Below are 25,944 nucleotides of genomic sequence, written 5' to 3' on the forward strand. Positions count from 1 at the left end.
ACTAACTTCTAATGAGTTTTTCAATGTCTTGACTTGACTGGGGATGACCAAATAAGTAACCTTGCACATATTCACATTGATACTGTTTAACTTTGTTTAGTTGAAATTCTGTTTCTACTCCCTCCGCCACTACTTCCATATCTAAGTTATGAGCTAAATTCACTATACTTGCAAGGATTTTTTCTTTTTTTTCATGTTTTCCAATGGCACGAATAAAACAGGAATCAACTTTCAAAATATCGATGGGAAACTGATATAAGCGACTGAGAGACGAATAACCTGTACCAAAGTCATCAATACACAATTTTACACCTAATTCCTTTAATTCTTTTAACATTAAATCTGCAGTATTATTATTTCCTAAAATAGCACTTTCGGTAATTTCTAATTTAATTAAGTGGCGATCGCATTTTGTTTTTTGTAGAATATCATCCACTGTCGCAACTAAATCAGACTGTTTAAATTGACGGGGAGACAAGTTAATATTCATAAATAAAGAATTACTTGAATTTAACTGATTAAACTTTCTTGATTGCTCACAAGCCTTTGTTAGTACCCATTTACCAATATCAATAATCAGACCCGTTTCTTCGGCTAAAGGAATAAACTCGGCGGGAGAAATTGCACCTTTTTCGGGATGATGCCAACGCAATAAAGACTCAAAGCCGACTATGGTTTGCTCACTAACCGAAACTATTGGTTGATAAAAAAGCTCTAATTGTTCTCTTTCAAGGGCTTTACGCAAATCATTTTCTAAATTTAAGCGTTTAACTGCCACTTGGTGCATGGTTTTATTAAAAATTGCCGAGCGAGACTTCCCCAAAGATTTCGCCCGATACATAGCTAAGTCTGCATCTCTTAACATTTCCTCTTGAGTTTCATAACCCAAATTACTTAAAGCAATTCCGATACTGCAAGACGTAAATACCTCTTGAGAGCCTAAAGTTAAAGGTTTCTGTAGATTAAATTGGATGCGATCGGCAATTTTAGAAACAATACTTAAATCATTCACGTTCTCAATGATAATTGTAAACTCATCTCCCCCCAAACGAGCTAATTTATCTTGAGGGCGAATACTTTTTTTGATTCTTTGGGCTACTTCTTGTAAAAAAACATCCCCCACTGAATGCCCTAAAGTATCATTAATTAACTTAAAACCATCCAAATCTAAAAACAAAAGAGCAAACATAGAATCTTGACATTGATTTGCCTTGATCAAACTTTTATGTAATTCATTGAGAAACCAACCTCGATTGTATAAACCCGTTAAAGAATCATGAAAAGCATCATAGATTAATTTTTTCTCCGCTTCTTTTTTTTCAGTTACATCTCTTTGAATAGCTAAATAATGAGTTAATTTCCCTTCCGAATTATAAATAGGTTCAATATGCCATTGATTATAAAATTCCGTGCCATCCTTACGATAGTTGATTGCTTCTCCAAAAAAGACTTTTCCCTTTCTTAAATTATTTTTTAATTCTCTAAAAATTGTACGATCTGTATTTGGTCCTTGTAAAATACGAGGAGTTTTGCCTATAATTTCACTCTCCTGATACCCAGTCATTTTCGTGAAAGCCTTATTTACAAATACTATTCTTGGTCCTGGATAATCTAGTTGTGTATCTGTAATTACAATAGAATCATGAGCGCTATGAACCGCCGCCGCCAACAATGTCACTTCTTCTGACCTATTTTTTCCTACTAAGTCAGATAATTTTTGTGTCGATGAAGATGAAATAGCAGAAATGGGATTTTCCATGACATTACCTGAAGAATGTTGGCGAGAAATCATTGTAAATAATTAGAAATATATAGAATTAGTGAGGTAAAAGAATTATTGTTAATTTCTCAATATAAATTTACCTAGATTTAATTATAAAGGAAATATTAAGACTGATAAAAACAGATAAGCTAGAACCCGTCTAAATCGTTATTAAATAGGCAACAGGCAATAATAGGCAACAGGCAATGGACAAAGGTAAATAGTTAATAGTTGATAATTAAAAATTAAAAATTAAGAATTAAAAACCCTGAACTCCGGTAGGGGCGAATGGCCATTCGCCCCTACTTCTCCCTCATCCCCTCATCCCCCTCTTGCAACCTGACCTTATAGGATATTTAAATCGAACTGAGGTTAAATAGTAAATAGTAAATAGTGAAGAATTGTCCATTGTTAACTAGAATAGGGTCAATTATTTATTATCGTGGTTGAAACCATCATTGGTAAATCAATGGCTAATCAAACTTTTGTTTCCACTACTACCATTAGAAGTCGCCGAGAAGAAAGAAAAAAAGAGCGTAGATGGCGAGATTTTATTGCAGTAGTACGTTTTTTGATGATTTTATCTTTAACAGGGGGAGTGTTTTGGTTTATTACTTTACCTAATTGGGTAATTAAGAATAGTCAGCAGATAGATATTGAAGGTAATAATTTACTTAGTGATGATGAGGTGCGTAGTTTAATTCCTTTACAGTATCCTCAATCTTTATTGAAGCTATCCACCCAAGAGTTAGGCAAAAATTTACAGACTTTAGCACCAGTTAACAATGTTGTTATTCAAAAAGAGTTATTCCCCCCTCATTTAAAAATTTCTTTAGAAGAGAAAAAACCAGTTGCGATCGCACTTGCTCCTGAAATAGAGGAAAAAACCAATAAATTAACAATTCAAACTATCGGATATTTAGATGAAGATGGAGTATTTGTTTCTAATGAAGTGTACCACAATTTAAAAGAAAATCCAGAGCAACTACCGACATTAAAAATAATTGGAGCGCCCCAGACTTATCTTCCTTATTGGCAAGAATTATATGGGTTTTTGACTCAATCTACTGTCAAGATTAATACCGTTGACTGGCAAAATCCTACTAACCTAGTACTACTTACGGACTTAGGAAAAATATACTTAGGTGCTTATACCCAGAAAAAATTTCCACAACAACTAATGGTATTAGAAAAACTTAAAGTTATTACTGCCCAAGTGCGTCGAGAAGATATTATCTATATTGATTTAACAGACCCTGAAATTCCTTCCATTAGTAAAAAAGAACCAGTGAAAGAGGAGAAAAATAGCAATTAATTTATTGTTTGGGATGTTAGGAAAGAGGTGTCAGGTGTCAGGTTTCGGAGTTAGGAGTTAAGAGTTAGAAGTTATTAATTATCAACTATTTACCTTTGCCCTTTGCCCCTTGTCCCTTGCCCTTGTTACTTTGCCTTTTAATTCATAAAAATTATGTCTAATAGAGTTAGAATATCTCAGGATAAAGCTGATTTAGTCCAAAATTTAGTAATCTCTCCTGATAATCCCCAAGGAGTATTTTCTACTTATGCGGATTTAATGGCTTTCGCCGCCGCTTTAGGTAAAAGGTATAATTTTTCTGTGACTTTAGGTGCGATCGCAAAAGAACCTTCCCCCATCAGTATAGAGGTTTTTAACTCCCGTGGTTATGAATCTTTATTTAAACTGTTAGGCATTACTAGCACCCACAACTTAAATATTATTTCTAGCTATGAAGAGAATCAAGAAGAAGCCAGAATTAAAATTTTTGAAGAATATGCCAATGGCGGATTAGATAGATTACAACAACAATTAAAAGGAGCAGTTGACTATAGTGAGAGAATATTATTAATTCTTACTCAAGAAAAAGAGTGTCTTTCAAACGGGGAAAATAAGAATTTCGACCTTAGAAAATTTATTAAATAGGAGGATAATAAAGCGATTTTTAGCTTGATGTGGAATAACATTTGTTCGAGCTTTTCAAAGAGGAAAAATGCTTAAAGAAAACTTATTTTTATGTATGGGTTCAGCCTGTCATCAGTTAGGAGTTTATGAAGTTTTACCAAAACTACAAGCATTAATGAGTGAGTATAATATAGACCAAATAGTTGAATTAAAAGGTTGTTTTTGCTTAGAAACTTGTAGCTCGGGAATTGTTATGAAATTTAAAGACCATTTATTTATTAATATTAGCCCTCAAAACTTAGAAGAAAAATTTATCCATGAAATTTTACCCATGATTAAATAAAATTAATTTATAGCTATTTTTTCCTTATTTATTAAGTTTAAATCTTAAATTATACTCCCTTTAAAGTAATATTTTCCTCAAAGCACTGATTAAAATAATGTTAGAAAATAATCATAACTATCTCTATAAATTAGCGTGGGAATATCACCCCAATGCACTAATTGCCGTCAATTCTGACCTAGAAATTCAGTTGGTTAACCCTGCTTTTTGTACACTATTTAAACTGGAAAGTTGTGCAATCAAAGGTCAATCAGCTGTTAATATTCTCGGTGATATAGAACATTTAAAAAGTGCTTGGAAAGAGAATAAAAATATAGAAAATTCAATTAAAGAATATCCTAAACCAGAGATATTTGTTAAAGAATTTATTTACCCTATAGAAGAAAAAAATTTGATTCTCTGCATAATGATAGATCTAACGTCTGAAATTAAACAAAAGAAAGAATTAACAAAAATGCAAGAACAAATGATTAAACAAGTAAATAATGTTGTTAATAATCAGATGAAAGTTGCCCAAGAAATTGCAGGACTTTTGGGGGAAACAACAGCAGAGACAAAAGTTAATTTATTTAAGTTATTACAATTGTTTAATAATCAATAATAGCGATTAAAAAATCATCCATTTTTTTTATTAATGATAATTATGACGCTCTTTAATTTCCTTTTAAATAACCTCTTTCTTGAAGAAATGCTTTTAAAGCGGTGGGGAAATCGGGATGTTGTCCGACTTCTTCAAGTTCTGCATTATAAATAGTTAAACCAGTAGTATCATTACGATCGAAGTTTTCTAACATAAATTGCCAACCTTCTTCATACTCATCTAGTAAAATTTTTTGAGCCACATATCCAGCTAAAACCCCATTGACTTCATAATCATTTGCTATTCCTTCTTGTAGGGCTGTTAGCATATTATCGGCGGTTTCTCGTAGATAATTAGGATAGTTACGAGTATTTTCGATTAGTTCTCCTTTTCCTACGTCATAAATTAAACTAGGAGGATAAGACCCTGCATAAGAACTAAAAGCATAAAGAAAACTATTATCATTAGTCACAAATTGCAAAGAATTATCCCCTTTTAAGTCTTTAAAAACTCCTCCGCCGGAGTTTAAATTTTCGATACTGGTTTCAACAAATTCTCCATCCAACCATGTATAAATATAAAAACTTGTACAACAATGAGCACCACCACTGTAGGTTTCAATAACAATGTAAGGATAGGGATTATCTTTTTCTGAGGGTTGAAAATAAACTTGAGAAAAAAAAGTCTCTTTAGATGCTTTTAATTTTTCTTTTCCTTGATAAAAAAGTCTATATTTTAAATTATTGTCATTACTTTCAAAATTATAGGGCTGGAAATCAATTTCAATGGATAAGTCTCCTTCGGTTAGCCTTTTACCTTGAAATGCTGGTGTTTCATTGGTTAACTCTAATTGATTCTTAATCTGTGTTTCCGCTAATACTTTATCTGGTAAAAAAGAGGAAATTAAAGAGAATGAAATAAGAAAATACGCTCCAGTGCCAAAAATAGTTGAATATTTCATAGGTTTTTTTGTTAAAAATTCAATTGAAAATTAAATATTTTTTGAGGACTTATGTTGAAACAAAATATGATAAAGAATATCTCCTAAAAACTAAAAATTAGGGTAAATACCTTAATTTATAAGCACTTTTACTGATTTGGTGACTCGGTGACTTCTACCTTTACCACCAAATTTTTCCTTATAACCCCAAGTAAGTGTTACATATTGCTTGTAATAGCTTGTACAGGGCAAGTGGGAATACATTGTTCACAAACAATACAAGTTTGTTGCCTAAATTGTAATTGATAACTACTAGGATTAATGGTTAAAGATTCTGTGGGACATACTCCTGTACACAAACCGCAGTGAACACAAATTTCCTCATCAATAACTATTTCTCCTGTTGTTAGGGATACTCCTATGTTATTGCTTTTCATCCAATCGATCGCAGCTTCTAATTGATCAATATCTCCCGATAACTCTAAAACCAGTTTCCCGACTTGATTTGGGGCAACAGCCGCTCGAATAATATTTGCCGCAATGTTAAATTCTTTTGCCAATCGATAAGTAACGGGCATTTGTACCACTGTACGGGGAAAACTAAGGGTTACTCTTTTCTTCATTTCTACTTATAAAAATCCATCTATATCAATAATAGACCTAGTACAAAATAAAAACTAGAATTAAATTAACCTAAAAATCTGTTTGAAAAGCACTATTTCCGATGATTGCCCTCTCCCCTCATCACCTCATCACCTAAACACTCTAACACCTACCGCCTAAAACCTGATACCTTCCTAAATCACATATTCCTACTGAATAACTGAGTCCATGGAGACAGAGTCATAACTGGGGTTACAATATATTAAAGTTGCGCCTATTGTGAATGAGATTATCAAAGTAATGAAAAAAATTATTATTGTCGGTAGTGGTATTGTAGGAAGTGCGATCGCATATGAACTAAGTAATAATTCTGAATTTGATATTACCTTAATCGATGAAAAAAATCCAGGCACGGGGGCAACTGGGGCGGCTTTGGGAATTTTAATGGCAATTATTAGTCTTAAAACGAAAGGCAGAGCTTGGAAATTAAGGGAGTTAAGTCTTAAGCGATATAAAACTTTGATTTCCGAATTAGAAAATTTCACAGGTTTATCAATTCCCCATAATCGGCAGGGTATTGTCAAGTTATTATTTACAGAGGAACAACTTCAAAGATACGCAAAATTAGCCCAATTTAGGGCTTCTCAGGGCTATAAATTGGATATTTGGGATCAATCTTTATTAAAATTTCATTGTCCAGAAATTAACACTTCTTCAATAGTTGGGGCTGTTTATTCCCCTGATGATTGGCAGGTTAGTCCTACATTTTTAACTAAAGCCCTTGTCAAAGGTGCATCGATGAAAGGAGTTAAATGTATTTTCGGAGAGAAAGTTAAGGGTTTGAATATTCGTTCGGAAAATCATACTGAAGTTATTTTAGAAAATCAATCTTTATCTGCAGATATAGTAATTATAGCAACGGGTTTAGGTACTTCTTCTCTATTAGAATCATTGCACATACCCATCGAAATTAAACCAGTATTAGGACAAGCATTGTTAGTAAAATATGACCAATGGCAAAGCAAAGAGGATTTTAATCCAGTCATTACGGGAAATGATATTCATATCGCCCCTATGGGTAATAATGAGTTTTGGTTAGGGGCAACCGTCGAATTTCCTGATAGTAAGGGAGAAGTCATTGCAAAAGACCAATTATTACAAAATTTACGCTCAGATGCGATCGCATTTTGTCCCAGTTTAGCCCAAGCTCCCATCATGTTATCATGGACAGGGAAAAGACCACGTCCCGAAGGGAAATCTGCTCCTATAATTGAAAAATTAGAACCCTACAAAAATATTATCTTAGCAACGGGACATTATCGTAATGGTGTTTTACTAGCCCCCGCTACCGCTTTAATAATCAAAGAAATGATAACTTAAAAAGTTGATCCATTCCAACCCCATAAATACCCTTTTGCGTCAGCAAATTCAATATATATACGATTTTTAGCTTCTTCTGTAGGAAGCCTCACACCTAGTTTTCGACAAAAACAATAATTAAACAGGTGTGAGATGAATTACGGACAAGGTTTGTGCTATGATCTGATCAAGCGGTATAAGAAAGAGTAGCCGTAGTCGGCGAACTTCCCGTTGCAAAAAAAACCTAGAGACTACCTGTCAGATATTATCTGATAGCCCAAACCTCACTGTTCCTCTTAAACAAGTTGGAATACTTAAATGAACAAAGGTTGGTGACAAAACTAAACAGAATTATATGACCTCTGGAACGGGGGGGCAAAGCCTATCGCCAGAAAGTAAGTCTGGTTACTTCTCGAAGTAAAAAGCATTTCTTTGGGTAGGAAACCTACACCATAATCTTTGATTTGGTTTACGGTAGTTCACTCTGACTAGAACTCATTGTACCAACACTTTTAATTTCCAAATAGCACACAGGGTCAAAAGTACCAGCGAAACTCATGGGTAAATCAGATTCAAATATTGTCATTAATAAGACTCTGGTTTAACTAATTTATGGGATAAATTCTTCAATAAATCTTTGACTTTTTCTTGATCAGGATTAGCGATAGATGTTTGAACTTTAATTAAAGGCATAATTATTCTTGATCATTGATAAATAATGGTTTATCAGAATATATATTAACTGGCTTCACGCACTTATTTAACTCAAGAATATCGGATGAGGGCAAGTATAAATGATTTCAACATGAAATAAGCACAGTAGATAATAACATTCATCGACTTTACGGAAAATGAAAAAATGGACGGGTGCGACAGGATTCGAACCTGTGACCGACTGCTTAGAAGGCAGTTGCTCTATCCGGCTGAGCTACGCACCCATTTATAAAATACGCTTACACATTATAGCGATTTTTTTTGTGTTTGACAATCTTTAATGTTATAAATTTAAAAAGAATGGTAATAATTAGAAAATTTTACAGTAATTATTAATGACTAAAAGACCGAATTTAGGTTAATATTTTTTCAGATCAAAGAATAATTCAATTAAACAATAAAATAACTTTAGAGGTTATTGGGAATGAATGAACCAGTAGAACTAAAACATATAATACATATTACTTATGGGGATATAAGACAAAGAATAGTATTGAGCAATGAAATACACTCTATTGGGCGTCATTCTAGTAATAAAATTGTTATTCATCATCCAACAATATCTCGATTTCATTGTACGATACTACCAGTAAAATACAAGGGAGAGAATCAACAAACTCTTTTTTGGATTATTGATGGTGATTTAAAGGGAAATCGTAGCTCTAATGGTATATTTATTAATGGGAATAAATGTTTGTCGTATGAATTGAGTTCTGGAGACTCCATAAAAATAGGGGGCAATGAAGTTGAAATTTGTTATGAAATTATTAATGAAGAAAGTGGTAGCTATTTAGCTATTTCAGAGGAGAATATATCATCAGTTAATTCATCTAACATTGTCATAAATTCTAAATACCCAAAAATATCTTCTTCACAAACTACTATTACAGAAGAAAATCAAGAGCAAGAGGAAAAATTTATTAGGGAAGTTTTATTTACTTTACATCAAAATAATAACCATATTAAAGCCCCTTACATTCATATAAATAAAGATGGAAAAATAATTCACTTTAATTCATTTTTTAAAGACTTTTTCCCCGATTTTAATCGTAATAGTTATCCTAATCCTTTTGTGGATAATTTACATCAAGATTTGAAATCAAATGGCAATAATTTTTGTATCAGAGAAATTAAACATCAAAATAAATGCTATACTCAGTATGCTAATTATAAACAGCAACAAGATATTATTGAAAGCTATATTTTTTGTTTTGAAGATAGATATACCTTAGAAAAAAATTTGCAAGAAAATGAAGAAAAATATCGAGCAGTAGTAAGACAAATATCTGAAGGAATAATTTTAGTTGATCCTATTTCTAAACAAATTATTGAAGCAAATCAAGCCTATTGTAGTCTAATCGGTTATAGTAACGAGGAAATTTTAACCTTAAAAATTTATGATGTTTTAGCCACTGATCCTGAAGTACATGATAGTATAATCCGTAAAGTTCAAAAAAATCGTCTTAATTTAGTTCAAGAATCTATTCATCGTCATCGCAACCGTCACTTCATTGATGTTGAAGTCAATATTAGTAGTATTTACTATGGTGCTAAAGAATATATTTGCTATGCAGTCCGAGATATTACAGAAAGAAAAATGGCACAGGAGATGCTATGTTATCAAGCCTGTCATGACTTACTTACACAGCTAGGCAACAGAAATCTATTTAATGAACAACTATATAAGGCGATCGCACGTTCTCAAAGGTATAAAAGTAAACTAGCTGTAATATTTATTGATTTAGATCGTTTCAAGCATATTAATGATACTTTAGGTCACGATGTAGGCGATCGCTTTTTGCAAGAAGTAGCTATAAGAATAAAAAACTGTCTCAGGAGTGCTGATGTAATTGCCCGTTGGGGAGGGGATGAATTCACCATACTGTTATCAGAAATCAAAAATCCTCAAGATGCAACCATTGTCTCTAAAAGGATATTTAATAGCCTTAAACAACCGATAATTATTTCCGAATATCAACTATACTGCCATTTAAGTATGGGTATAGCTATTTATCCTCAAGACGGTGAAAACCCAGAAAACTTAGTCAAAAATGCTGACATAGCCTTATATCGCAGTAAAGATAGTGGCGGGAATCAATATCAGTATTATAATCCCTCCATGAACAAAAGAAATACAGAATTATTACACTTAGAAACAAACCTTTATCAAGCAATAAGAGAAAGCCAACTCTGCTTATATTATCAACCGCAGATAAATATTAACACAGGTAAAGTAACGGGAATGGAAGCCTTAATTCGTTGGCAACACCCCGATTTAGGAATGGTATCACCAGACCAATTTATACCTATTGCCGAAGAAACAGGATTTATTAATAGCATCGGAGAATGGGTTTTATTTACGGCTTGTGAACAAAATAAAAAATGGCAACAATCAGGTTTAACTCCCCTTAAAATAGCAGTTAACTTATCCCCTAGGCAATGTCAACCAAACCTAGTCACATCACTCAAACAAATTCTTAAAGAAACAAAATTAGAGCCAGAATATTTAGAGCTAGAAATAACAGAAACAAGTATTATTGTTCATCCAGAATTAACCCAAGAAATTTTAGAAGAATTGACAGAAATAGGTATTTCTATTACTATGGACGATTTTGGCTCTGGTTATTCTTCTGTCGGTTATTTAAAAAAATTTCCTTTTCAAAAAATAAAAATAGACCAAAGTTTTGTCAGAGATTTAAAAAATGAACCCAGCGACTTAGCCATTATTTCGGCAGTGATAACTCTAGGAAAAGGCTTCAATTTACAAGTGGTTGCAGAAGGGGTAGAAAGTCAAGAACAAGCCTACCTACTTAAAAATCTACAATGTGACACTATGCAAGGTTATTTTTTCAGTTATCCTTTACCTGTGGATGAGGCGACAAAATTTATTCAATCTGTTGCCAATGAGGGAATTTTCTTACCATAAATTAAATTTGTTGATCTCTTGCTTCTTGTTATGTAAATTATTAGTTTAGGAAGAGAAAAGACAATTATTAAACAGTAATTTAGGCTCTATCACTTCTCGTCGTGTCGATTATTCGTGTTTGGTAGGCAAGAGGCAATTAGATAAAAATGAATCAAAAAAAAGTATTAATGGTTCACGGTATTACAGATACAGGGAAAATATTTCAATCCATGGGTAATATTTTGGAAAAATACGGTTATCAACCCCATACTATTGACCTAATTCCTAGCATTGGTATTGCCGACTTAAGAGATTTAGCACAACAACTTAAACAATTCATAAACAATAATTTTCATGAGCAAGAAAAAATAAACTTAATTGGTTTTAGCATGGGGGGATTAGTTACTAGATACTATTTACAGAGATTAGACGGTATTGATAGAGTTAATAAATATGTTAGTATTTCTGCTCCTAATAACGGTACAAATAACGCTCATTTTCTACCCCTAAAAGGTATTCAACAGATGCGTCCAAATAGTGAATTTTTACAGGACTTAAATAATGATGTAAAAGATATATTAAGTAAAATTGAAACCCTAGTGATGTGGACTCCTTTTGATGCTATGATTTTGCCTCCTAAAAGTTCTGTTATGGGAGTAGGAAAAGAGGTAAATTTCCCTGTATTAATTCATCGGTGGATGCTGGAAGATAAAAGAGTTTTTAATGCAATCCTTAATTTCCTTGGCAATAAATCATAATTCAGTCTGTTTCAGGTAGCATCGGAGGGTTTGGCATGGTGAGGTGATGAGGTGATGAGGGAGAAGTAGGGGCGAATGGCCATTCGCCCGTACAGGGTTTCAGGTTGCAGGTGTTGGAGAAAGTAATAAGTAACGAGTAATGAGTAATGAGTAATGAGTGTTGGGAGTTTTTAATTTTTAATTCTTAATTCTCAACTATTCACTATTCACTATTCACTATTTACCTTTGTCCATTGCCTTGTCTTAATTATTATTTTCACTGATTAAGATACAATAACAAAAGGTTTAGACAAAGAATTTGAATCTACTTGAAATTATGGTTTCTTCCCCTGAACTAAAATCATCATCTTTGGTGGAAAATATCGTTAAATTGTTGCGTTGGGATAAACCCGCAGGAAGACTTATCTTAATGATACCTGCATTGTGGGCTTTATTTTTAGCTGGAGAGGGAAAACCTCCTTTACCTTTAGTTGGGGTTGTTATTCTCGGCAGTTTAGCTACCAGTGCGGCTGGTTGTGTTATTAATGATTTATGGGATCGAAATCTTGATAATCAGGTGGAAAGAACTAAAACTCGCCCTCTTGCCTCCCGTGCCTTATCGGTAAGGGTGGGAATAGTTGTCTTTTTTATTAGTTTAGCTTGTGCGGCGGTGTTGGCTTTTTATCTTAATGCCCTCAGTTTTTGGCTTTGTGTGGGGGCTGTACCTTTTATTGTCTGTTATCCTTTAGCAAAGAGGGTTTTTCCTGTGCCTCAATTGGTTTTATCATTGGCGTGGGGATTTGCTGTATTAATCAGTTGGAGTGCGGTGACAGGGAATTTGAATAATAATACCTGGTTGTTGTGGGGGGCAACGGTAACATGGACGATGGGGTTTGATACGGTATATGCTATGAGTGATAAAGAAGATGATCTCAAGGTGGGAATCAATTCGAGTGCCATCTTTTTTGATGATTTGGTGGGGGATGCAGTCGGCTTATTTTATGCCCTTACGGCTGGTTTATTTGCTTATATTGCGATGGTTAATGGTTTCAACCTCTTTTTTGGGGTAGCATGGGCGATCGCAGTTATTTTATGGGTGGGGCAGTATATCCAAATTAGGGGCATTAATCAGGATTCGATTAATTATGGTCAAATTTTTAGTCAGAATGTCTGGATTGGCTTTATTTTACTGTTAGGAATTATTTTGGGGGTGAGATAAAAAGACATAATGGAAAATTGGTTAGGCTTGATGATTGGTAATTCTCGACTCCATTGGGCTTATTTTCAGGGTAAAGAATTAAGAAAAACATGGAATACCCTTTCGGCGGATACTGTCAAAGAATTAGAAGCGGTTTTAGATGAGGAGCTTTTTGGCCATATTCAGAGTCGAATGTCTTTATATGTGGCTTCGGTTGTGCCATCGGCTACGAAAATTTATCTTTCCTTACCTCAAACAATTATCATTAATTATCAAAAAATACCCCTACACAATATTTATGATAGTATGGGGTGCGATCGCATCTTAGCTTTATGGGGGGGAGGATGTCATTATGGTTTTCCTTGCCTAGTAATTGATAGTGGTACAGCTTTAACCTTTTCGGGAGCAGATGAGAAACAAAACTTTCAAGGGGGGGCTATTATGCCGGGGGTAAGATTACAATTACAAACCCTTTTCTTTAACACAGCCGCTTTACCTGAAGTACAAATTATGGGGGAGATAACTCCCCGTTGGGCGACAAATACCCCCTGTGCCATCCAAAGTGGTGTCGTTTATACTATCGTTGCGGGAATCAAAGATTTTGCTCAAGATTGGTTCAAAAAATATCCCCAAAGTAAAGTCGTTTTGACAGGGGGAGACGCTTTATTATTATCTCGATATTTAGCAGATATTGATCCTGATTTTAGTCAAAAACTAATTATCGATCCTGATTTAATTTTTTGGGGTATGCAATATTATCAAAGTGCGATCGAATTTAGTAGTTAACTATTTTTTATTCCTCCTTTGCCCTTTTTATCCTTTCCTAATTCCCAATAATTAACCTGAGTTTTGGATAAGCTGAAAGCATCCCAACTCGTCGTCAGAAAACCTTATAGCTTCTTAGAAATAACGATAAAATTGCCTTAACCCGAACTAACGTTAAACAAGGGGCTTAAGCCCCTTGCTAAAAACCCCTACCACCTGCAACCTGCAACCGTCAAACCTGACACCTAACCTTATCGGATATTCTTAAACCGAACTGAGGTTAATTAAGTTTTTTTCCATTACAAAGTTGCTTCTTCTTTAACTAATTTACTCCAACCTAAATCCTTCAAATTATTATTACGTCTTAAAGGACGAGTTACTAACTCTAAAATATCACGGGCATTAGTAAAACCATGAATTTGGGCAAAAGTGAACTCTACAGACCATTTTGTGCTGATTCCTCTTGCTTCTAAAGGATTAGCGTGAGCCATACCCGTTATCACCAAATCAGGTTGAATTTTTTTGATTCTTTGTAATTGATTATAGTTATCAGGTTTTTCCACAATAGTAGGTAGAGATACCCCCATTTCCTGACAAGTTTGGGCAAGAAACTCTAATTCTGCTTTTTGATAGCGTTTATCCATATAAGGAATACCAATTTCAGGCACGGTCATACCGCAACGAATTAAGAAACGAGCAAGAGAAATTTCGAGTAAATTGTCACCCATAAAGAAAACTGACTTACCTTTAATTAAATCAACATAATCTTGCAGATTTTCCCAGATTTTTGCCTCTCTTTCTTCTAAACCTTGAGGCTCAACTCCTAATACAGAGCAAATTTTCTCAATCCATGCCCTAGTGCCATCAGGCCCAATAGGGAAGGGTGCGCCAATGAGCTTACACTTACGGCGACGCATTAAAGTGGTAGCAGTGCGACTCAAGAAAGGATTTACTCCTGCCACATAATAACCTTCATCAATTATGGGTAACTCGGTATAACGTTTCGCAGGTAGCCAACCATCGATTTTGACTCCCTGTTTCTTCAACTCTAGGGTTAAATTAGTAACAACAGGATCAGGTAATGAACCAAATAAGACTAATGGGGGATGCTCGTGATATTCGTTATGAACTGTTTCTTCCTGTTTTTTGCCAAAATTAAGTAATTTCTGGATGGCATTTCTTTCTTGCTTATCTTCTATCTGTTTAACCTCTGCTTCCTTCGGACAACGATTCGCCATGGCCGCTAATACCGTATCTTCTCCTTGAGTAAAGGCATAATCTAAACCATTAGCACGAGCTACCACAATAGGGATACCAATTTCTTGTTCTAACTGAGGAGCGATACCTTCTAAATCCATCTTGATAATTTCTGTGGTACAAGTACCAATCCAAACAATTACACTTGGATTGCGATCGCGCTTTATTTGATCACAGAGGCGTTTTAATTCATTATAGTCGTTTAATTGGGCGGAAATATCTCCTTCTTCGAGTTCAGCCATAGCGTAACGAGGTTCAGCGAAAATCATTACTCCCATCGCATTTTGAAGGAAATAACCGCAGGTTTTTGTACCAATAACTAAGAAGAAACTATCTTCAATTTTTTGATATAACCAAGCCACGCAACTGATAGGGCAAAAAGTGTGATAATTACCGGTTTCGCATTCAAAATTTAATTCAGGAGTAGCAGTTTTTTCGGGTGTAAAAGTCATAATTTTGTAATTCTATATTGTTGATATAAACTAATTCTTTTTGTTCGTAGTAAGGGCTTTAGCCCTTTTTCTAATTTACTGAGAATAAATGAGTTAAATTGTGTTGTTAAATTGCCTTATTTTTTGTCTAAAATCATCTAAAGGAAAAACAGTAAATCCCTAACTAAATTTTGGTAATTGATTTATCAAAACTTCACAGGTTATTTTTCAATGAGCGAACCTAAAATGGCTGAAGCCATTACTACAAACTCAATCTTTTATGATGAATTAATAATTATTTAACTCAAAATTTTCCACAATTCCCTTAGTTAGATCAATAAAAGGTTGAACATTGCCCAACCCTCACTTCTGACTGAGTTATACTATCATTAACTCTAATTCATCCTCTTTCTCTTCTTTGGCTTGAGGAGGATTCAAATAATAATCGGAAAGTAAACCGAATAATTCTCTGTCGTGGGCTTCACTAGGGACAACTCCTTCTGGTAATGCTAAAATTTGATCGGCAATATTTAAGTAAAAGTCACACACATAATCTAAAGTTGGGTCTTTTTCTGCCATTTCAAATAAGGTTTTTCCCTTGACTCTGGATACTCGGATGTCTTCAATTAAGGGTAAAACTTCCAACACAGGCATTGCCACATGGGATACATATTTATCAATTAAATCCCGTTTCGAGGTGCGATTACCAATTAACCCTGCTAGACGAAGGGGATGGGTGCGTGCTTTTTCTCTGACTGAGGCGGCGATGCGATTGGCGGCAAATAAAGCATCAAATCCATTATCAGTAACAATTAAACAGTAATCAGCATAGTTGAGAGGGGCGGCAAATCCCCCGCAGACAACATCTCCTAAAACATCAAATAAAATCACATCATACTCATCAAAGGCATTTAACTCCTTGAGTAATTTAACCGTTTCCCCTACCACATAGCCACCGCAACCAGCCCCCGCAGGAGGGCCACCAGCTTCAACGCAATCAACTCCTGCATAGCCTTTATAAATAACATCTTCAGGCCAAATATCTTCATAGTGAAAATCTTTTTCTTGTAGGGTGTCGATAATAGTGGGAATTAAAAAACCCGTGAGGGTAAAAGTGCTATCGTGTTTCGGGTCGCATCCTATTTGTAATACTTTTTTGCCTCTTTTAGCGAGGGCGGTGGAAATATTGCAACTTGTGGTAGATTTACCGATACCACCTTTTCCATATACTGCTAGGGTTAAAGTCATTTTACTAATGTCTGATTAAAATTTATTCTTTTTGCATTATTGACTAATTTTTAGGAAATTAACAGGTGCTATGGTTTTATATTTGGTAGCTATAGGACTCTATTTTGTTGATTTAGATTTTAATTTAATTTTTTAGCCTTAAATTCTTTTTTAAGCCTTTATTTTATTAGTTTTAGTATTTTGTCAATTAATTTATAGTAATTATGTTTAAAAGCAAACTTTTAGATTTATGATTGCTTAATATTCTCTTAAATTGCCATTTAGCAAGGGTTTAATGATAAATAAAATGCGATCGCATCTTTGGAGAAATGATTTGAGAGAAGCAAAAAACCCCAAAAAAAGATTAAATGTTAATTATTATGTAGATGTTAACTATTGTGTAGTTAAGTAGCTCAGTTGTATTGATTTTTTGGTTGTGAAAGGGCAAAGGGCAAAGGGCAAAGGTAAATAGTTAATAGTTAATAGTTAATAGTTAATAGTTAATAGTTAATAGTTAATAGTTAATAGTTAATAGTTAATAGTTAATAGTTAATAGTTAATAGTTAATAGTTGATAATTAAAAATTAAGAATTAAGAATTAAGAATTAAAAACCCTGAACTCATTACTCCTTACTTGTTTCTCCCCCTCCCCTCATCTCCTCATCGCCCTAACACCTGAAACCTGCAACCTGTCACCTCTTTCTTAACTCTAAACTAAAATAAGATAGCTTTTGATTTTTTCAATGACCTGATCTATAGTTAAATTATCAGTAATAAGCTCGATCGCATCTTCGGCTTTTTTCAAGGGTGCAATAGCTCTTGTACTGTCTAAGTAATCTCTTTCCTCTATTTCCTTGATTAAAGTATCTAAATCAATATTACTTTCTCCTTGATTTTGTAAATCAATTAAACGTCTCTTCGCTCTTGCTTGGGGAGTAGCGGTTAAAAATATCTTTAATTGAGCATGGGGAAAAACATTCGTGCCAATATCTCGCCCTTCTGCCACAATACCCCCTTTTGCTCCGTATTCTTGTTGTAATGCTACCATTTTTTCTCTTACCGCAGATTGTGCCGCAACTTTTGACACCTGATTAGTAACTCTTGGGGTGCGAATCTCTTTTGTTATATCCTGCCCATTAATTTTTACCGTTACAGGAATTTGTAAATTATCACTAGGTAACAATTCTAACTGCACATTTGCAACTAAAGAAGCAATACTTTCTTCATCTTCAACATTAATATTATTTTCCATCACCAACCAAGTAATCGCCCGATACATCGCTCCAGTATCCAAATAAACATAACCCAATTCACGAGCTAAACGACGGCTAACGGTTGATTTTCCTGCCCCTGCCGGTCCATCAAGGGCTATAATCGGTTTAGTCACTGTTAAAATCACATTATCTATCAAACGAGTATTACCAATATAAGCTGCGATCGCAATTAAAGCAGAATCGCTTATTTCCGTCAAGGGTTGCAAAGTTTTAGGCTCAACTATTTCTACATATTGCAATTGTATATTTATATCATTTAAGCCCTTTTTATTAAGAGAATCATTAAGATTTAAGCTCTCCTTATTAAGGGAATTATCGAGATTTAAGCCCCCCTTATTAAGGGGGGTTTGGGGGGATCTAAATTCCTCCTTAACAATCTGTAACAATTTCTGACAATCCCTTTGCCCCTCTTGAAAAGCTCGTTGTGCTTTGCTTAAACTGCGATAAAGTAAAGTAGCTTTTTCCTTTTCCTCAGAGGATAAATACTGATTACGAGAACTCAAAGCTAACCCTGATTTTTCCCGAATAACGGGGCAAGATTGCACCTTTACAGGAATATTGAGGTCTTTTGTCATTTTTTGGATAATAGCCACTTGTTGAGCGTCTTTTTGCCCAAAATAGGCAACATTTGGACGGACTAGGTTGAATAATTTAGTGACGATAGTAGCCACTCCCTGAAAATGCCCTTGACGATATTTTCCACACAAAACCGAAGTCATAGCAGTGGGGGGATTGACGATGGTGGTTTCTTCTTCTGAAGGATAAATTTCTGTCACAGAAGGAGTAAATAAGAGCTTAACCCCTAATTGCTTACATATTGCCTTATCTTGCTCTAATGGTCTTGGATATTGATCTAAATCTTCATTTTTGCCAAACTGTAGCGGATTGACAAATATACTCACTACCACAAAATCTGTTTCCGTAACTGCCCGTTGAATTAAACTTTCATGCCCCGAATGTAATGCGCCCATAGTTGGCACAAACCCAATTTTTTGAGAAGGAGAAACCCTGCTTATTTCCCTTTGCAATTCACTAATACTGGTTACAATTAACATGAAGCTCAAGAATTTTTGCAATAATTGTTTATGGCTAATCAAGAATTAATTAACCAAGTTCGTCTTTCAATTTTCAATCTTCCTTCTCCCATTGTCAATTTTATTTCTCGCTTTTTTCCCCTCATCGTTAAAGCAATTATTCTACTGTTATTAGCCATTAGTTTTATTCTTCTTACTCCCCAATCTGTTAACGCCCAAACGGCGGTTAATTTTACCTATGCCCAACTAGAAGGGGAAGACTTTTCTCACCGAGACTTAACAGGTTCAGTTTTTGCCGCTTCTAATCTACGCAATGCTTCTTTTTATCAATCTAATCTCACTAATTCTGTGATGACAGAAGGAATTTTGTTCGGTGCTGATTTACGGGAAACCAACTTTACAGGCTCATTGATTGATCGTGTTACCCTTGATTTTGCTGACTTACGCAACGCTATTTTTACAGATGCGATCGCAACTCGTACTCGTTTCTATGATACAAATATAGAGGGTGCAGACTTTACAGGGGCAGTAATTGACCGTTATCAAGTAGCTTTAATGTGCGATCGAGCTTCTGGGGTTAATTCTATCACAGGGGTTGCCACTAGAGATAGCTTAGGATGTGATTTCAATTAGGGGTAAAGGGCAAGGGTAAATAGTGAATAGTTGAGAATTAAGAATTAAGAATTAAGAATTAAAAACTCTGAACACCTGTACGGGCAAATGGCCATTCGCTTCCCCCTCTCACCCCCTCACCTTTTATCCAATATTCTAAAACCGAACTGAGGTCAGATTAATTGAAAGAAGCACTTTTACTGGCTAAATAAGCTAATCCAACACACATTAAAGCATTGATTAAGAGAAATATTTGAGACATTAACCCATAACCTAAACCCCACACAAAAGGATTTAGAAAAGCAGTAATCCCAAGACAAGATGCCACACCTAAACTACACCCGATCGCACCCCATTTAAGTTGAGGATGTTGAAGAAATAAAACAACCAGAATAAAGGGGATTAAAACACTAGCAAACAAGGGATTTAAACTAGGTGTACCCATAACCACATTACCTAATTCTGGCACAGAACTACCCATTAAACGAAAAGGCCATTGAGGTAAATCAAATAAATATAATCCTTGTAGGAAGAATAAACCGCTACTGCCAGTTACTAATCCTGCACTCAAACTGAGGTTGAAAACGACATAATTACGTAAAAACCATGCTAGTAAATATGAACCTAGAACCATTGCTAATTTCGGTAAAAGGGTGATAGTGCCACCATTAATCCAAAAAACAGGGTTGAGATAGCCATTTTCTTTTAACCAGCGTAAAAAGTCTTTCGGGGTAATTTTTCCTTTAAGTGCCATTCTCACCGCTTGAGTTGCGTCTAATTGCCCTGCTCCATAATGGTTTAAGGGGTCTTTTTCTACTCTACGGGCTGATTGAATTAAAACTTCTCTCACTTCATCTGGATTTTCCATCCCTGTAGCTTTTACTAATGCCGCTACTCCTGCCACGTGGGGGGCGGCCATACTTGTTCCCTGATAACCGATAAATTCGGGTTGTTTATTCTCTGGATTGATGGTTTCTTGCAAAATTTTGCCTGTTTCACTACCTCCGGGGGCTGATATATCCACTCCTGCCCCAAAGTTAGAATAGGGAGCTTTAAGCCCCGCAGAATCAATAGCCGCTACACTAATAACTTGAGGATAACGAGCAGGAAATACCGCAGAGTTACGATTTTCATTCCCCGCCGCCGCTACGATGACAACTCCTTTATCGTGGGCATATTTGATGGCAGACTGCATTAATTGACTATCTCCTCCTCCCCCTAAACTCATATTAATTACATCCGCTCCTTTATCGGCGGCAAATTTAATGGCTTCGGCTATGTCTGCAATACTACCACCATGCTCTCCTAACACTTTTAAGGGCATAATTTTTGCTTTGTAAGCAATACCTGCCACACCATAGTTATTATTGGTAGATTGTGCGATTGTACCTGCTACGTGCGTTCCGTGACCTATATCATCGTCAGCATTAATGGTATTATCAACAAAATTATATCCTTCTACAAACTCGGTATTTTCTAAGTCGGGTACTTTACTTACTCCTGTGTCAATTACCGCAATGGTGACACCTTCTCCTTTGCTGTCTTCCCATGCTTGTTCAATATTGATACTGCGCAAATTCCACTGTTGAGAATAGGCGGGATCGTTGGGAACTTCTAAACTATGATAAATATAGTTCGGTTCTACATATTCAATATCACTTTTAAAAGGAGATTTTCTGATTTTTTTGATGGTTTTCTTATCTCCCTCTACAATGTAAATTCTTTCTTCTTCGGAAAAAATACTATTCAAAATCGGTACTTGTTTCAGTTGAGATGCGATCGCACTCAGGTTATATTCTAACTCTGTTTGAGAAATATCTTGACGAAAATTAATAATAATAGAATCAAATTCACCCTTAACTGCTAAACCTTGAAAATTAAGTAAGGCAAGGCTAACACCGACAATAAAAGCACAGGTAAGTAATAGTTTTTTCATAATAAAGACTTAATGAGAGGCAACTAGAACCATTATAAACCCAACTAGAATGCTCAAAATCTGAAGGGGAATAAAATCAAACTTTTGTAACTTTATTTAATCTGAGTTCGGGATAAATTTTCACTGATGAGTGATGGCAAAAAGGGTAATAGTAAATAGTGTTGGGGCGAATAATTAATCATTGATAACTCCGAACACTCATTACTCATTACTCGTTACTTATTACTTTCTCCAACACCTGCAACCTGAAACCTGACACCTGACACCTACTCTTATCCGATATTCTTAAACCGAACTGAGGTTATTTATTATTTATCTGAGTTCGATATAAAGTTGTCGCTTAGGGTGGATAACGGATAACAATATTTATCAAGATGAGCGTAAAAATAGCCTTATTTTTTCTTCCAAAAAGCTAATCCTCCTCCCTTACCTCTGGCACAAATAAAATTTTCATCCACTAGAAAATAACGAAAAAAAGCTAAGTCTTTTAAAGAGGCATCCCAAAAAGTAGTTTCATTTTCTTTACCACCTCTAATTTCCGTTTCATATATTTTTGCTCCTAATATAAACATTTTTAGGTATAAAAAGTCAAATGCTAAGATATTTTTATTATTAATAAATTTACAAACGCCACTAACATTAAACTGTACTAAGCCGAATTTAACTATATTTTCAATTATGCCTTGATTTTTATTTTGTTGGAGATTTTCAGGAATAGAATAATTAATTATAATAGATGCGATCGCTGGTAAATAAAAGCCATTTTTTAAGAAGTTTCCCCTTTGTTGTTGACTTTTTTTTGTCCCAGTAATAAAACATAATTGCCAACTACCTAATAATTGAGAAAAATCATATTTAATCTTATTTTGATTAGCGTATTTTTCCGCCGAAATTAAAGCCTCATAGACATTTTTTGTGGAAGGGTTAGAAGAAGACTTATCAATAATTTGATTAAAAGTTGCTAAAAAATCAGTCATTTTTTGGCTTTCTCACTTTGAGTATATAAATTGTTGCTTAGGAAAGGTGTCAGGTTAAATAAAAATGTTAATTTATAACGATTTTATTTTTGAAATAATTAAAACCATAGCTATCAAAGTTCCTGTTAATTATTTTCTGTTAATTTATCATAACTACTGTATAAAAGCTGATTTTGCTTTACAAAAAAACACCCATACTCAAAGAAATTGCCCTTTGAATTTTGGTTAAATAAGATTGACTAATTACACCATAAACACTGGATTCAAGATAATTCTTTTTTATATTAGTAATTAAATCCGCCATTGCTACAGAATCAACCATTAAACCCCCTTCACCTTTTTTAACTAAAACTCGACAAGGATTATTTTCAATTCCTTCGATAAAAGAAGAAAAAGGCACAACTAAAACGGTTGAACTATATTGATTTCTGACATCTAAAGATACCACCACTACGGGGCGTTTTTTTGTATCCCCAGATTGTTTTGAGGCTCGACAAAGATATATTTCTCCTTGACGGGGAAAAACATCAAAATCTGACATTAACTATTCTCCGTTGATTCATCCCAATTTGCGATAGCATTATCTTGAGTAGTTTCACTCCAATTCTCATCATCTTTTAAAGCATTACCAGAGCGATTCAAATAAAATTCACGCAATTTAGCCTCAAATTGTTGTTGTCGCCATAAAAAAAGAGCTTCTTCCACTGCGGCAGAGCGATTATTAGTAAAGTTATCAATATCAGCAATCAGATTACTATCAACTGTCACAGTAATTTTTTGTTTTGTTCCTGATGAAATTAAAACTTTCTCCATAACTTACTTTTTAATAGGATAAATAGCCCTTACATTATCATCATATCATGAATTATCAATGATCTTAAACCCTATCTGCAAAAAGCATTAGTCTAGTTTCAAGTGTCAAGTTTGATTTAATTTTTCCCTACTTCGCCACACTAAAAGTAGGGATTTTCACTCCGATTGTTACAGTTAGCCAATTTCACTGACACGGCGAATATTTAAAACATCGCTCATATCTTTAATTTTACCTATCACACATTCATACTGATGATAATCCTGCACATCAATAGTTAAAGAAATTAAGGCAGGTTTACCCACATAAGTTTTTACTCCTGCATTACTAACATTAATATTTTGATCACTTAAACGTCCTAAAATATCTCGTAAAATACCGACTCTGTCAATAGTTTCAATGACTATATCAATGGGATAAGTAGCATTCCGTTGATTGGTTTTGCGAGGATTCCAACCCACTGGAATTAGTCTTTCACCGGGGATATTATGAACATTAGGGCAGTCATGATGATGAATGGAAATACCACGAGTATTTGTTACAACCCCAATAATATTTTCTCCTGGTAGGGGTTTACAACATCCGGCAATGTGATACATCAAACCCTCTATCCCCGCAATGGGATATTTATTGCCATCAATTTCTCGATAATTAGTTTTTTGTTGAGGGGTGTTAGTAAGGGTTGCACTGCTTTCTTCTGCTAAGGTTTGAGGTTTTTCCGTGGTTTGTTGTTTATTTTCCTCTCGCAAACGGTTAATAATTTGGGTGCAGGTTAACTCTCCATAGCCCAAAGCCGCTAATAAGTCATCTACTTTTTGAAAATTGCATTTTTGGGCTACTTTCTGCATGGTGTCAGATTTCAGCAAAGATTCTAAACCATTTTTACCCAATTCTTTCTCTAATAACTCCCTTCCTCTGGCTATATTCTCATCACGGTGCGATCGCTTGTACCATTGACGAATACGATTTTTTGCACTAGGAGTAACAACAAAATTCAACCAATCAAGACTCGGATGGCTATTATTTGCCGTAATAATCTCCACTATATCACCATTTTGCAGGGGTTGATCTAAAGGAGACCATTTATCGTTAATTCTTGCACCTTTCATATGATTGCCTACTTCGCTATGGATGCGATAAGCAAAATCTACTGCTGTTGCACCTCTGGCTAAAGCAATGACATCCCCATTAGGAGTAAAAGCATAAACATCATCATCGAATAAATTTTCCTTGAGGTTATCAACATATTCTTGGGCATCTTTTAAATCTTTTTGCCAATCTAGTAATTGCCTTAACCAAGTGAATTTTTCATCATCACTAGAAAGATGACGATGATTAGAATGCCCCGTTTCCTTATATTTCCAGTGGGCAGCAATCCCATATTCAGCCACATAGTGCATCTCGAGGGTGCGAATTTGAATTTCTAAGGGGCGCCCGTTACTATTCACCACAGTAGTATGTAACGATTGGTATAAGTTGGGCTTAGGTAAACCAATATAGTCTTTAAATCTGCCCGGAATAGGGCGAAAAGCATCATGCACCACGGCTAAGGTACGATAACATTCATCATTGGTATTAACAATTATACGCACGGCGGCGATGTCATAAATTTGCTCAAATTCCTTTTTTTGACGCATCATCTTATGATATATTCCATAAAGATGCTTTGGTCTTCCTTTCACTTCTACAGGATGAATGCCTAAGTTTTCTAAACGTTGGTTAATGGTGTCGATAACGTTTTCAATTCTTGCCTCTCTATCAGTGCGTCTTTCGGCAATTAAGTTTTTTATTTTGTTGTAGGCTTCGGGATGAAGATACTTGAAAGATAAATCTTCTAATTCCCATTTAAAATGCCAAATACCTAGGCGATTGGCTAAAGGTGCAAAAATTTCTTTAGTTTCTTCAGCAATGAGGCGTTGTTTTTCTGGGGGCAAAAAGTCAAGGGTGCGCATATTATGAAGTCTATCAGCCAATTTTACCACGATCACTCGTATATCTTGAGCCATAGCGATAAACATTCGGCGAAAATTTTCCGCTTGTCTCTCGGTTTTGCTAGAAAAGTTAAATTTAGATAATTTGGTAACTGCTTCTACTAACTGACGCACATTTTTACCAAACATTACTTCTATATCTTCGGGAGTTGTAGGGGTATCTTCTACCACATCATGCAAGAATCCCGCCGCAATCATTTCGCTATCTCCTCCCAAGTCTCTTAATAACTCGGCAACAGCTATGGGATGGGCTATATAGGGCTCTCCAGATTTACGCATTTGCCCTTCGTGTAAGGAATAGGCGAATTGAAAAGCTCGACATATTAGGTTATTATTTTCATCGTTTTGATCTCCAATTAAGCAGTTATTTAGCCAATTGGGAATATAGACTTGATAAGTTTTGTTGTCTGTGGATTCAGGTATTAGTGTAATAGGACTCATAATCAGATAATTTGGGGTAAAATAAAGATTAGATAAACTCTAGGTATAATTAACTATTTTTGTTCTATAAATGCTTAAATAAATTACTCTCTCTCAAGCAAATTTATAGAAGTATCAAAGAAGTCTATA

Annotated in this window: 21 protein-coding genes, 1 tRNA gene and 1 pseudogene; 10 read left to right on the plus strand and 13 right to left on the minus strand. The window is 34.8% G+C overall.

The window, feature by feature from the left end; all coding sequences use genetic code 11:
- Nucleotide 1: 1 nt before the first annotated feature.
- Complete coding sequence (locus tag CYAN10605_RS08675) at nucleotides 2-1,792, minus strand: putative bifunctional diguanylate cyclase/phosphodiesterase (protein WP_015219568.1); 1,791 nt, start codon at nucleotides 1,790-1,792, stop codon at nucleotides 2-4.
- A 412-nt stretch (nucleotides 1,793-2,204) separates the two neighbouring features.
- On the opposite strand from CYAN10605_RS08675, the gene CYAN10605_RS08680 reads away from it, so the two are divergent.
- The 4 genes from CYAN10605_RS08680 (at nucleotide 2,205) to CYAN10605_RS08695 (ending at nucleotide 4,624) form a co-directional block, all read left to right on the plus strand.
- On the plus strand, nucleotides 2,205-3,077 hold the full coding sequence (locus tag CYAN10605_RS08680; protein ID WP_241212753.1) for a cell division protein FtsQ/DivIB: 873 nt from the start codon (nucleotides 2,205-2,207) through the stop codon (nucleotides 3,075-3,077).
- Between the two features lie 153 nt (nucleotides 3,078-3,230).
- On the plus strand, nucleotides 3,231-3,701 hold the full coding sequence (locus CYAN10605_RS08685) for a DNA phosphorothioation-associated protein 4 (protein WP_015219570.1): 471 nt from the start codon (nucleotides 3,231-3,233) through the stop codon (nucleotides 3,699-3,701).
- Between the two features lie 67 nt (nucleotides 3,702-3,768).
- Complete coding sequence (locus CYAN10605_RS08690; protein ID WP_015219571.1) at nucleotides 3,769-4,023, plus strand: (2Fe-2S) ferredoxin domain-containing protein; 255 nt, start codon at nucleotides 3,769-3,771, stop codon at nucleotides 4,021-4,023.
- Nucleotides 4,024-4,120: 97 nt separating this feature from the next.
- Nucleotides 4,121-4,624 (plus strand): PAS domain-containing protein, encoded by a 504-nt coding sequence (locus CYAN10605_RS08695; RefSeq protein WP_015219572.1) that lies wholly within the window; start codon nucleotides 4,121-4,123, stop codon nucleotides 4,622-4,624.
- A 52-nt stretch (nucleotides 4,625-4,676) separates the two neighbouring features.
- Here the strand turns inward: CYAN10605_RS08695 and CYAN10605_RS08700 are convergent, their stop codons facing one another.
- On the minus strand, nucleotides 4,677-5,564 hold the full coding sequence (locus CYAN10605_RS08700) for a hypothetical protein (RefSeq protein WP_015219573.1): 888 nt from the start codon (nucleotides 5,562-5,564) through the stop codon (nucleotides 4,677-4,679).
- A 197-nt stretch (nucleotides 5,565-5,761) separates the two neighbouring features.
- Nucleotides 5,762-6,166, minus strand: a complete 405-nt coding sequence (locus CYAN10605_RS08705) for an NIL domain-containing protein (protein WP_015219574.1) — start codon at nucleotides 6,164-6,166, stop codon at nucleotides 5,762-5,764.
- Nucleotides 6,167-6,446: 280 nt separating this feature from the next.
- On the opposite strand from CYAN10605_RS08705, the gene CYAN10605_RS08710 reads away from it, so the two are divergent.
- On the plus strand, nucleotides 6,447-7,526 hold the full coding sequence (locus CYAN10605_RS08710) for an NAD(P)/FAD-dependent oxidoreductase (protein ID WP_015219575.1): 1,080 nt from the start codon (nucleotides 6,447-6,449) through the stop codon (nucleotides 7,524-7,526).
- A 457-nt stretch (nucleotides 7,527-7,983) separates the two neighbouring features.
- Here the strand turns inward: CYAN10605_RS08710 and CYAN10605_RS19135 are convergent.
- Nucleotides 7,984-8,198: pseudogene (locus CYAN10605_RS19135) on the minus strand (phenylpyruvate tautomerase MIF-related protein); the annotation flags it as partial.
- Nucleotides 8,199-8,369: 171 nt separating this feature from the next.
- Nucleotides 8,370-8,443: transfer RNA gene (locus tag CYAN10605_RS08720), tRNA-Arg, on the minus strand.
- Between the two features lie 200 nt (nucleotides 8,444-8,643).
- On the opposite strand from CYAN10605_RS08720, the gene CYAN10605_RS08725 reads away from it, so the two are divergent.
- From CYAN10605_RS08725 to CYAN10605_RS08740, 4 genes are all read left to right on the plus strand, one after another.
- Entirely contained in the window at nucleotides 8,644-11,145 is a 2,502-nt protein-coding gene (locus tag CYAN10605_RS08725; protein ID WP_015219576.1) for an EAL domain-containing protein, read from the plus strand.
- Nucleotides 11,146-11,291: 146 nt separating this feature from the next.
- Nucleotides 11,292-11,882: an esterase/lipase family protein gene (locus CYAN10605_RS08730; RefSeq protein WP_015219577.1), complete on the plus strand. Its 591-nt coding sequence runs from the start codon at nucleotides 11,292-11,294 to the stop codon at nucleotides 11,880-11,882.
- A gap of 316 nt (nucleotides 11,883-12,198) precedes the next feature.
- Entirely contained in the window at nucleotides 12,199-13,080 is an 882-nt protein-coding gene (locus CYAN10605_RS08735) for a 4-hydroxybenzoate solanesyltransferase (protein WP_015219578.1), read from the plus strand.
- Between the two features lie 9 nt (nucleotides 13,081-13,089).
- Nucleotides 13,090-13,845, plus strand: a complete 756-nt coding sequence (locus tag CYAN10605_RS08740; protein ID WP_015219579.1) for a pantothenate kinase — start codon at nucleotides 13,090-13,092, stop codon at nucleotides 13,843-13,845.
- Between the two features lie 278 nt (nucleotides 13,846-14,123).
- Here the strand turns inward: CYAN10605_RS08740 and CYAN10605_RS08745 are convergent, their stop codons facing one another.
- The 3 genes from CYAN10605_RS08745 to panC form a co-directional block, all read right to left on the minus strand.
- Nucleotides 14,124-15,533, minus strand: coding sequence for a ferredoxin:protochlorophyllide reductase (ATP-dependent) subunit N (locus CYAN10605_RS08745; RefSeq protein ID WP_015219580.1), 1,410 nt, complete (start codon nucleotides 15,531-15,533; stop codon nucleotides 14,124-14,126).
- A gap of 357 nt (nucleotides 15,534-15,890) precedes the next feature.
- Complete coding sequence (bchL, locus tag CYAN10605_RS08750; protein ID WP_015219581.1) at nucleotides 15,891-16,760, minus strand: ferredoxin:protochlorophyllide reductase (ATP-dependent) iron-sulfur ATP-binding protein; 870 nt, start codon at nucleotides 16,758-16,760, stop codon at nucleotides 15,891-15,893.
- 688 nt (nucleotides 16,761-17,448) lie between these two features.
- Nucleotides 17,449-19,068: a pantoate--beta-alanine ligase gene (gene panC, locus CYAN10605_RS08755; RefSeq protein WP_015219582.1), complete on the minus strand. Its 1,620-nt coding sequence runs from the start codon at nucleotides 19,066-19,068 to the stop codon at nucleotides 17,449-17,451.
- Nucleotides 19,069-19,098: 30 nt separating this feature from the next.
- On the opposite strand from panC, the gene CYAN10605_RS08760 reads away from it, so the two are divergent.
- A complete protein-coding gene (locus CYAN10605_RS08760) occupies nucleotides 19,099-19,680 on the plus strand; it encodes a pentapeptide repeat-containing protein (RefSeq protein WP_015219583.1) in 582 nt (193 codons plus the stop codon).
- Between the two features lie 157 nt (nucleotides 19,681-19,837).
- Here the strand turns inward: CYAN10605_RS08760 and CYAN10605_RS08765 are convergent, their stop codons facing one another.
- From CYAN10605_RS08765 to CYAN10605_RS08785, 5 genes are all read right to left on the minus strand, one after another.
- Nucleotides 19,838-21,595: a S8 family peptidase gene (locus CYAN10605_RS08765; RefSeq protein ID WP_015219584.1), complete on the minus strand. Its 1,758-nt coding sequence runs from the start codon at nucleotides 21,593-21,595 to the stop codon at nucleotides 19,838-19,840.
- A 392-nt stretch (nucleotides 21,596-21,987) separates the two neighbouring features.
- Nucleotides 21,988-22,572, minus strand: a complete 585-nt coding sequence (locus tag CYAN10605_RS08770) for a hypothetical protein (RefSeq protein WP_015219585.1) — start codon at nucleotides 22,570-22,572, stop codon at nucleotides 21,988-21,990.
- 178 nt (nucleotides 22,573-22,750) lie between these two features.
- A complete protein-coding gene (locus CYAN10605_RS08775; protein ID WP_015219587.1) occupies nucleotides 22,751-23,113 on the minus strand; it encodes a type II toxin-antitoxin system PemK/MazF family toxin in 363 nt (120 codons plus the stop codon).
- Nucleotides 23,113-23,385 (minus strand): ribbon-helix-helix domain-containing protein, encoded by a 273-nt coding sequence (locus CYAN10605_RS08780; protein WP_015219588.1) that lies wholly within the window; start codon nucleotides 23,383-23,385, stop codon nucleotides 23,113-23,115. The genes CYAN10605_RS08775 and CYAN10605_RS08780 overlap by 1 nt, the downstream gene beginning before the upstream one ends.
- Nucleotides 23,386-23,559: 174 nt before the next feature.
- Nucleotides 23,560-25,815 carry a RelA/SpoT family protein gene (locus tag CYAN10605_RS08785; protein ID WP_015219589.1) on the minus strand — a complete coding sequence of 752 codons (2,256 nt, stop codon included), beginning with the start codon at nucleotides 25,813-25,815 and terminating at the stop codon, nucleotides 23,560-23,562.
- Between the last annotated feature and the right edge of the window lie 129 nt (nucleotides 25,816-25,944).

The sequence above is a fragment of the Cyanobacterium aponinum PCC 10605 genome, assembly GCF_000317675.1.
GTDB lineage: Bacteria > Cyanobacteriota > Cyanobacteriia > Cyanobacteriales > Cyanobacteriaceae > PCC-10605.

Coding starts and splice junctions, on each gene's coding strand:
- CYAN10605_RS08675 (WP_015219568.1), bottom strand. CDS start 1,792: ATGATTTCTCGCCAACATTCTTCAGGTAATGTCATGGAAAATCCCATT.
- CYAN10605_RS08685 (WP_015219570.1), top strand. CDS start 3,231: ATGTCTAATAGAGTTAGAATATCTCAGGATAAAGCTGATTTAGTCCAA.
- CYAN10605_RS08690 (WP_015219571.1), top strand. CDS start 3,769: ATGCTTAAAGAAAACTTATTTTTATGTATGGGTTCAGCCTGTCATCAG.
- CYAN10605_RS08695 (WP_015219572.1), top strand. CDS start 4,121: ATGTTAGAAAATAATCATAACTATCTCTATAAATTAGCGTGGGAATAT.
- CYAN10605_RS08700 (WP_015219573.1), bottom strand. CDS start 5,564: ATGAAATATTCAACTATTTTTGGCACTGGAGCGTATTTTCTTATTTCA.
- CYAN10605_RS08705 (WP_015219574.1), bottom strand. CDS start 6,166: ATGAAGAAAAGAGTAACCCTTAGTTTTCCCCGTACAGTGGTACAAATG.
- CYAN10605_RS08710 (WP_015219575.1), top strand. CDS start 6,447: ATGAAAAAAATTATTATTGTCGGTAGTGGTATTGTAGGAAGTGCGATC.
- CYAN10605_RS08725 (WP_015219576.1), top strand. CDS start 8,644: ATGAATGAACCAGTAGAACTAAAACATATAATACATATTACTTATGGG.
- CYAN10605_RS08730 (WP_015219577.1), top strand. CDS start 11,292: ATGAATCAAAAAAAAGTATTAATGGTTCACGGTATTACAGATACAGGG.
- CYAN10605_RS08735 (WP_015219578.1), top strand. CDS start 12,199: ATGGTTTCTTCCCCTGAACTAAAATCATCATCTTTGGTGGAAAATATC.
- CYAN10605_RS08740 (WP_015219579.1), top strand. CDS start 13,090: ATGGAAAATTGGTTAGGCTTGATGATTGGTAATTCTCGACTCCATTGG.
- CYAN10605_RS08745 (WP_015219580.1), bottom strand. CDS start 15,533: ATGACTTTTACACCCGAAAAAACTGCTACTCCTGAATTAAATTTTGAA.
- bchL (WP_015219581.1), bottom strand. CDS start 16,760: ATGACTTTAACCCTAGCAGTATATGGAAAAGGTGGTATCGGTAAATCT.
- panC (WP_015219582.1), bottom strand. CDS start 19,068: ATGTTAATTGTAACCAGTATTAGTGAATTGCAAAGGGAAATAAGCAGG.
- CYAN10605_RS08760 (WP_015219583.1), top strand. CDS start 19,099: ATGGCTAATCAAGAATTAATTAACCAAGTTCGTCTTTCAATTTTCAAT.
- CYAN10605_RS08765 (WP_015219584.1), bottom strand. CDS start 21,595: ATGAAAAAACTATTACTTACCTGTGCTTTTATTGTCGGTGTTAGCCTT.
- CYAN10605_RS08770 (WP_015219585.1), bottom strand. CDS start 22,572: ATGACTGATTTTTTAGCAACTTTTAATCAAATTATTGATAAGTCTTCT.
- CYAN10605_RS08775 (WP_015219587.1), bottom strand. CDS start 23,113: ATGTCAGATTTTGATGTTTTTCCCCGTCAAGGAGAAATATATCTTTGT.
- CYAN10605_RS08780 (WP_015219588.1), bottom strand. CDS start 23,385: ATGGAGAAAGTTTTAATTTCATCAGGAACAAAACAAAAAATTACTGTG.
- CYAN10605_RS08785 (WP_015219589.1), bottom strand. CDS start 25,815: ATGAGTCCTATTACACTAATACCTGAATCCACAGACAACAAAACTTAT.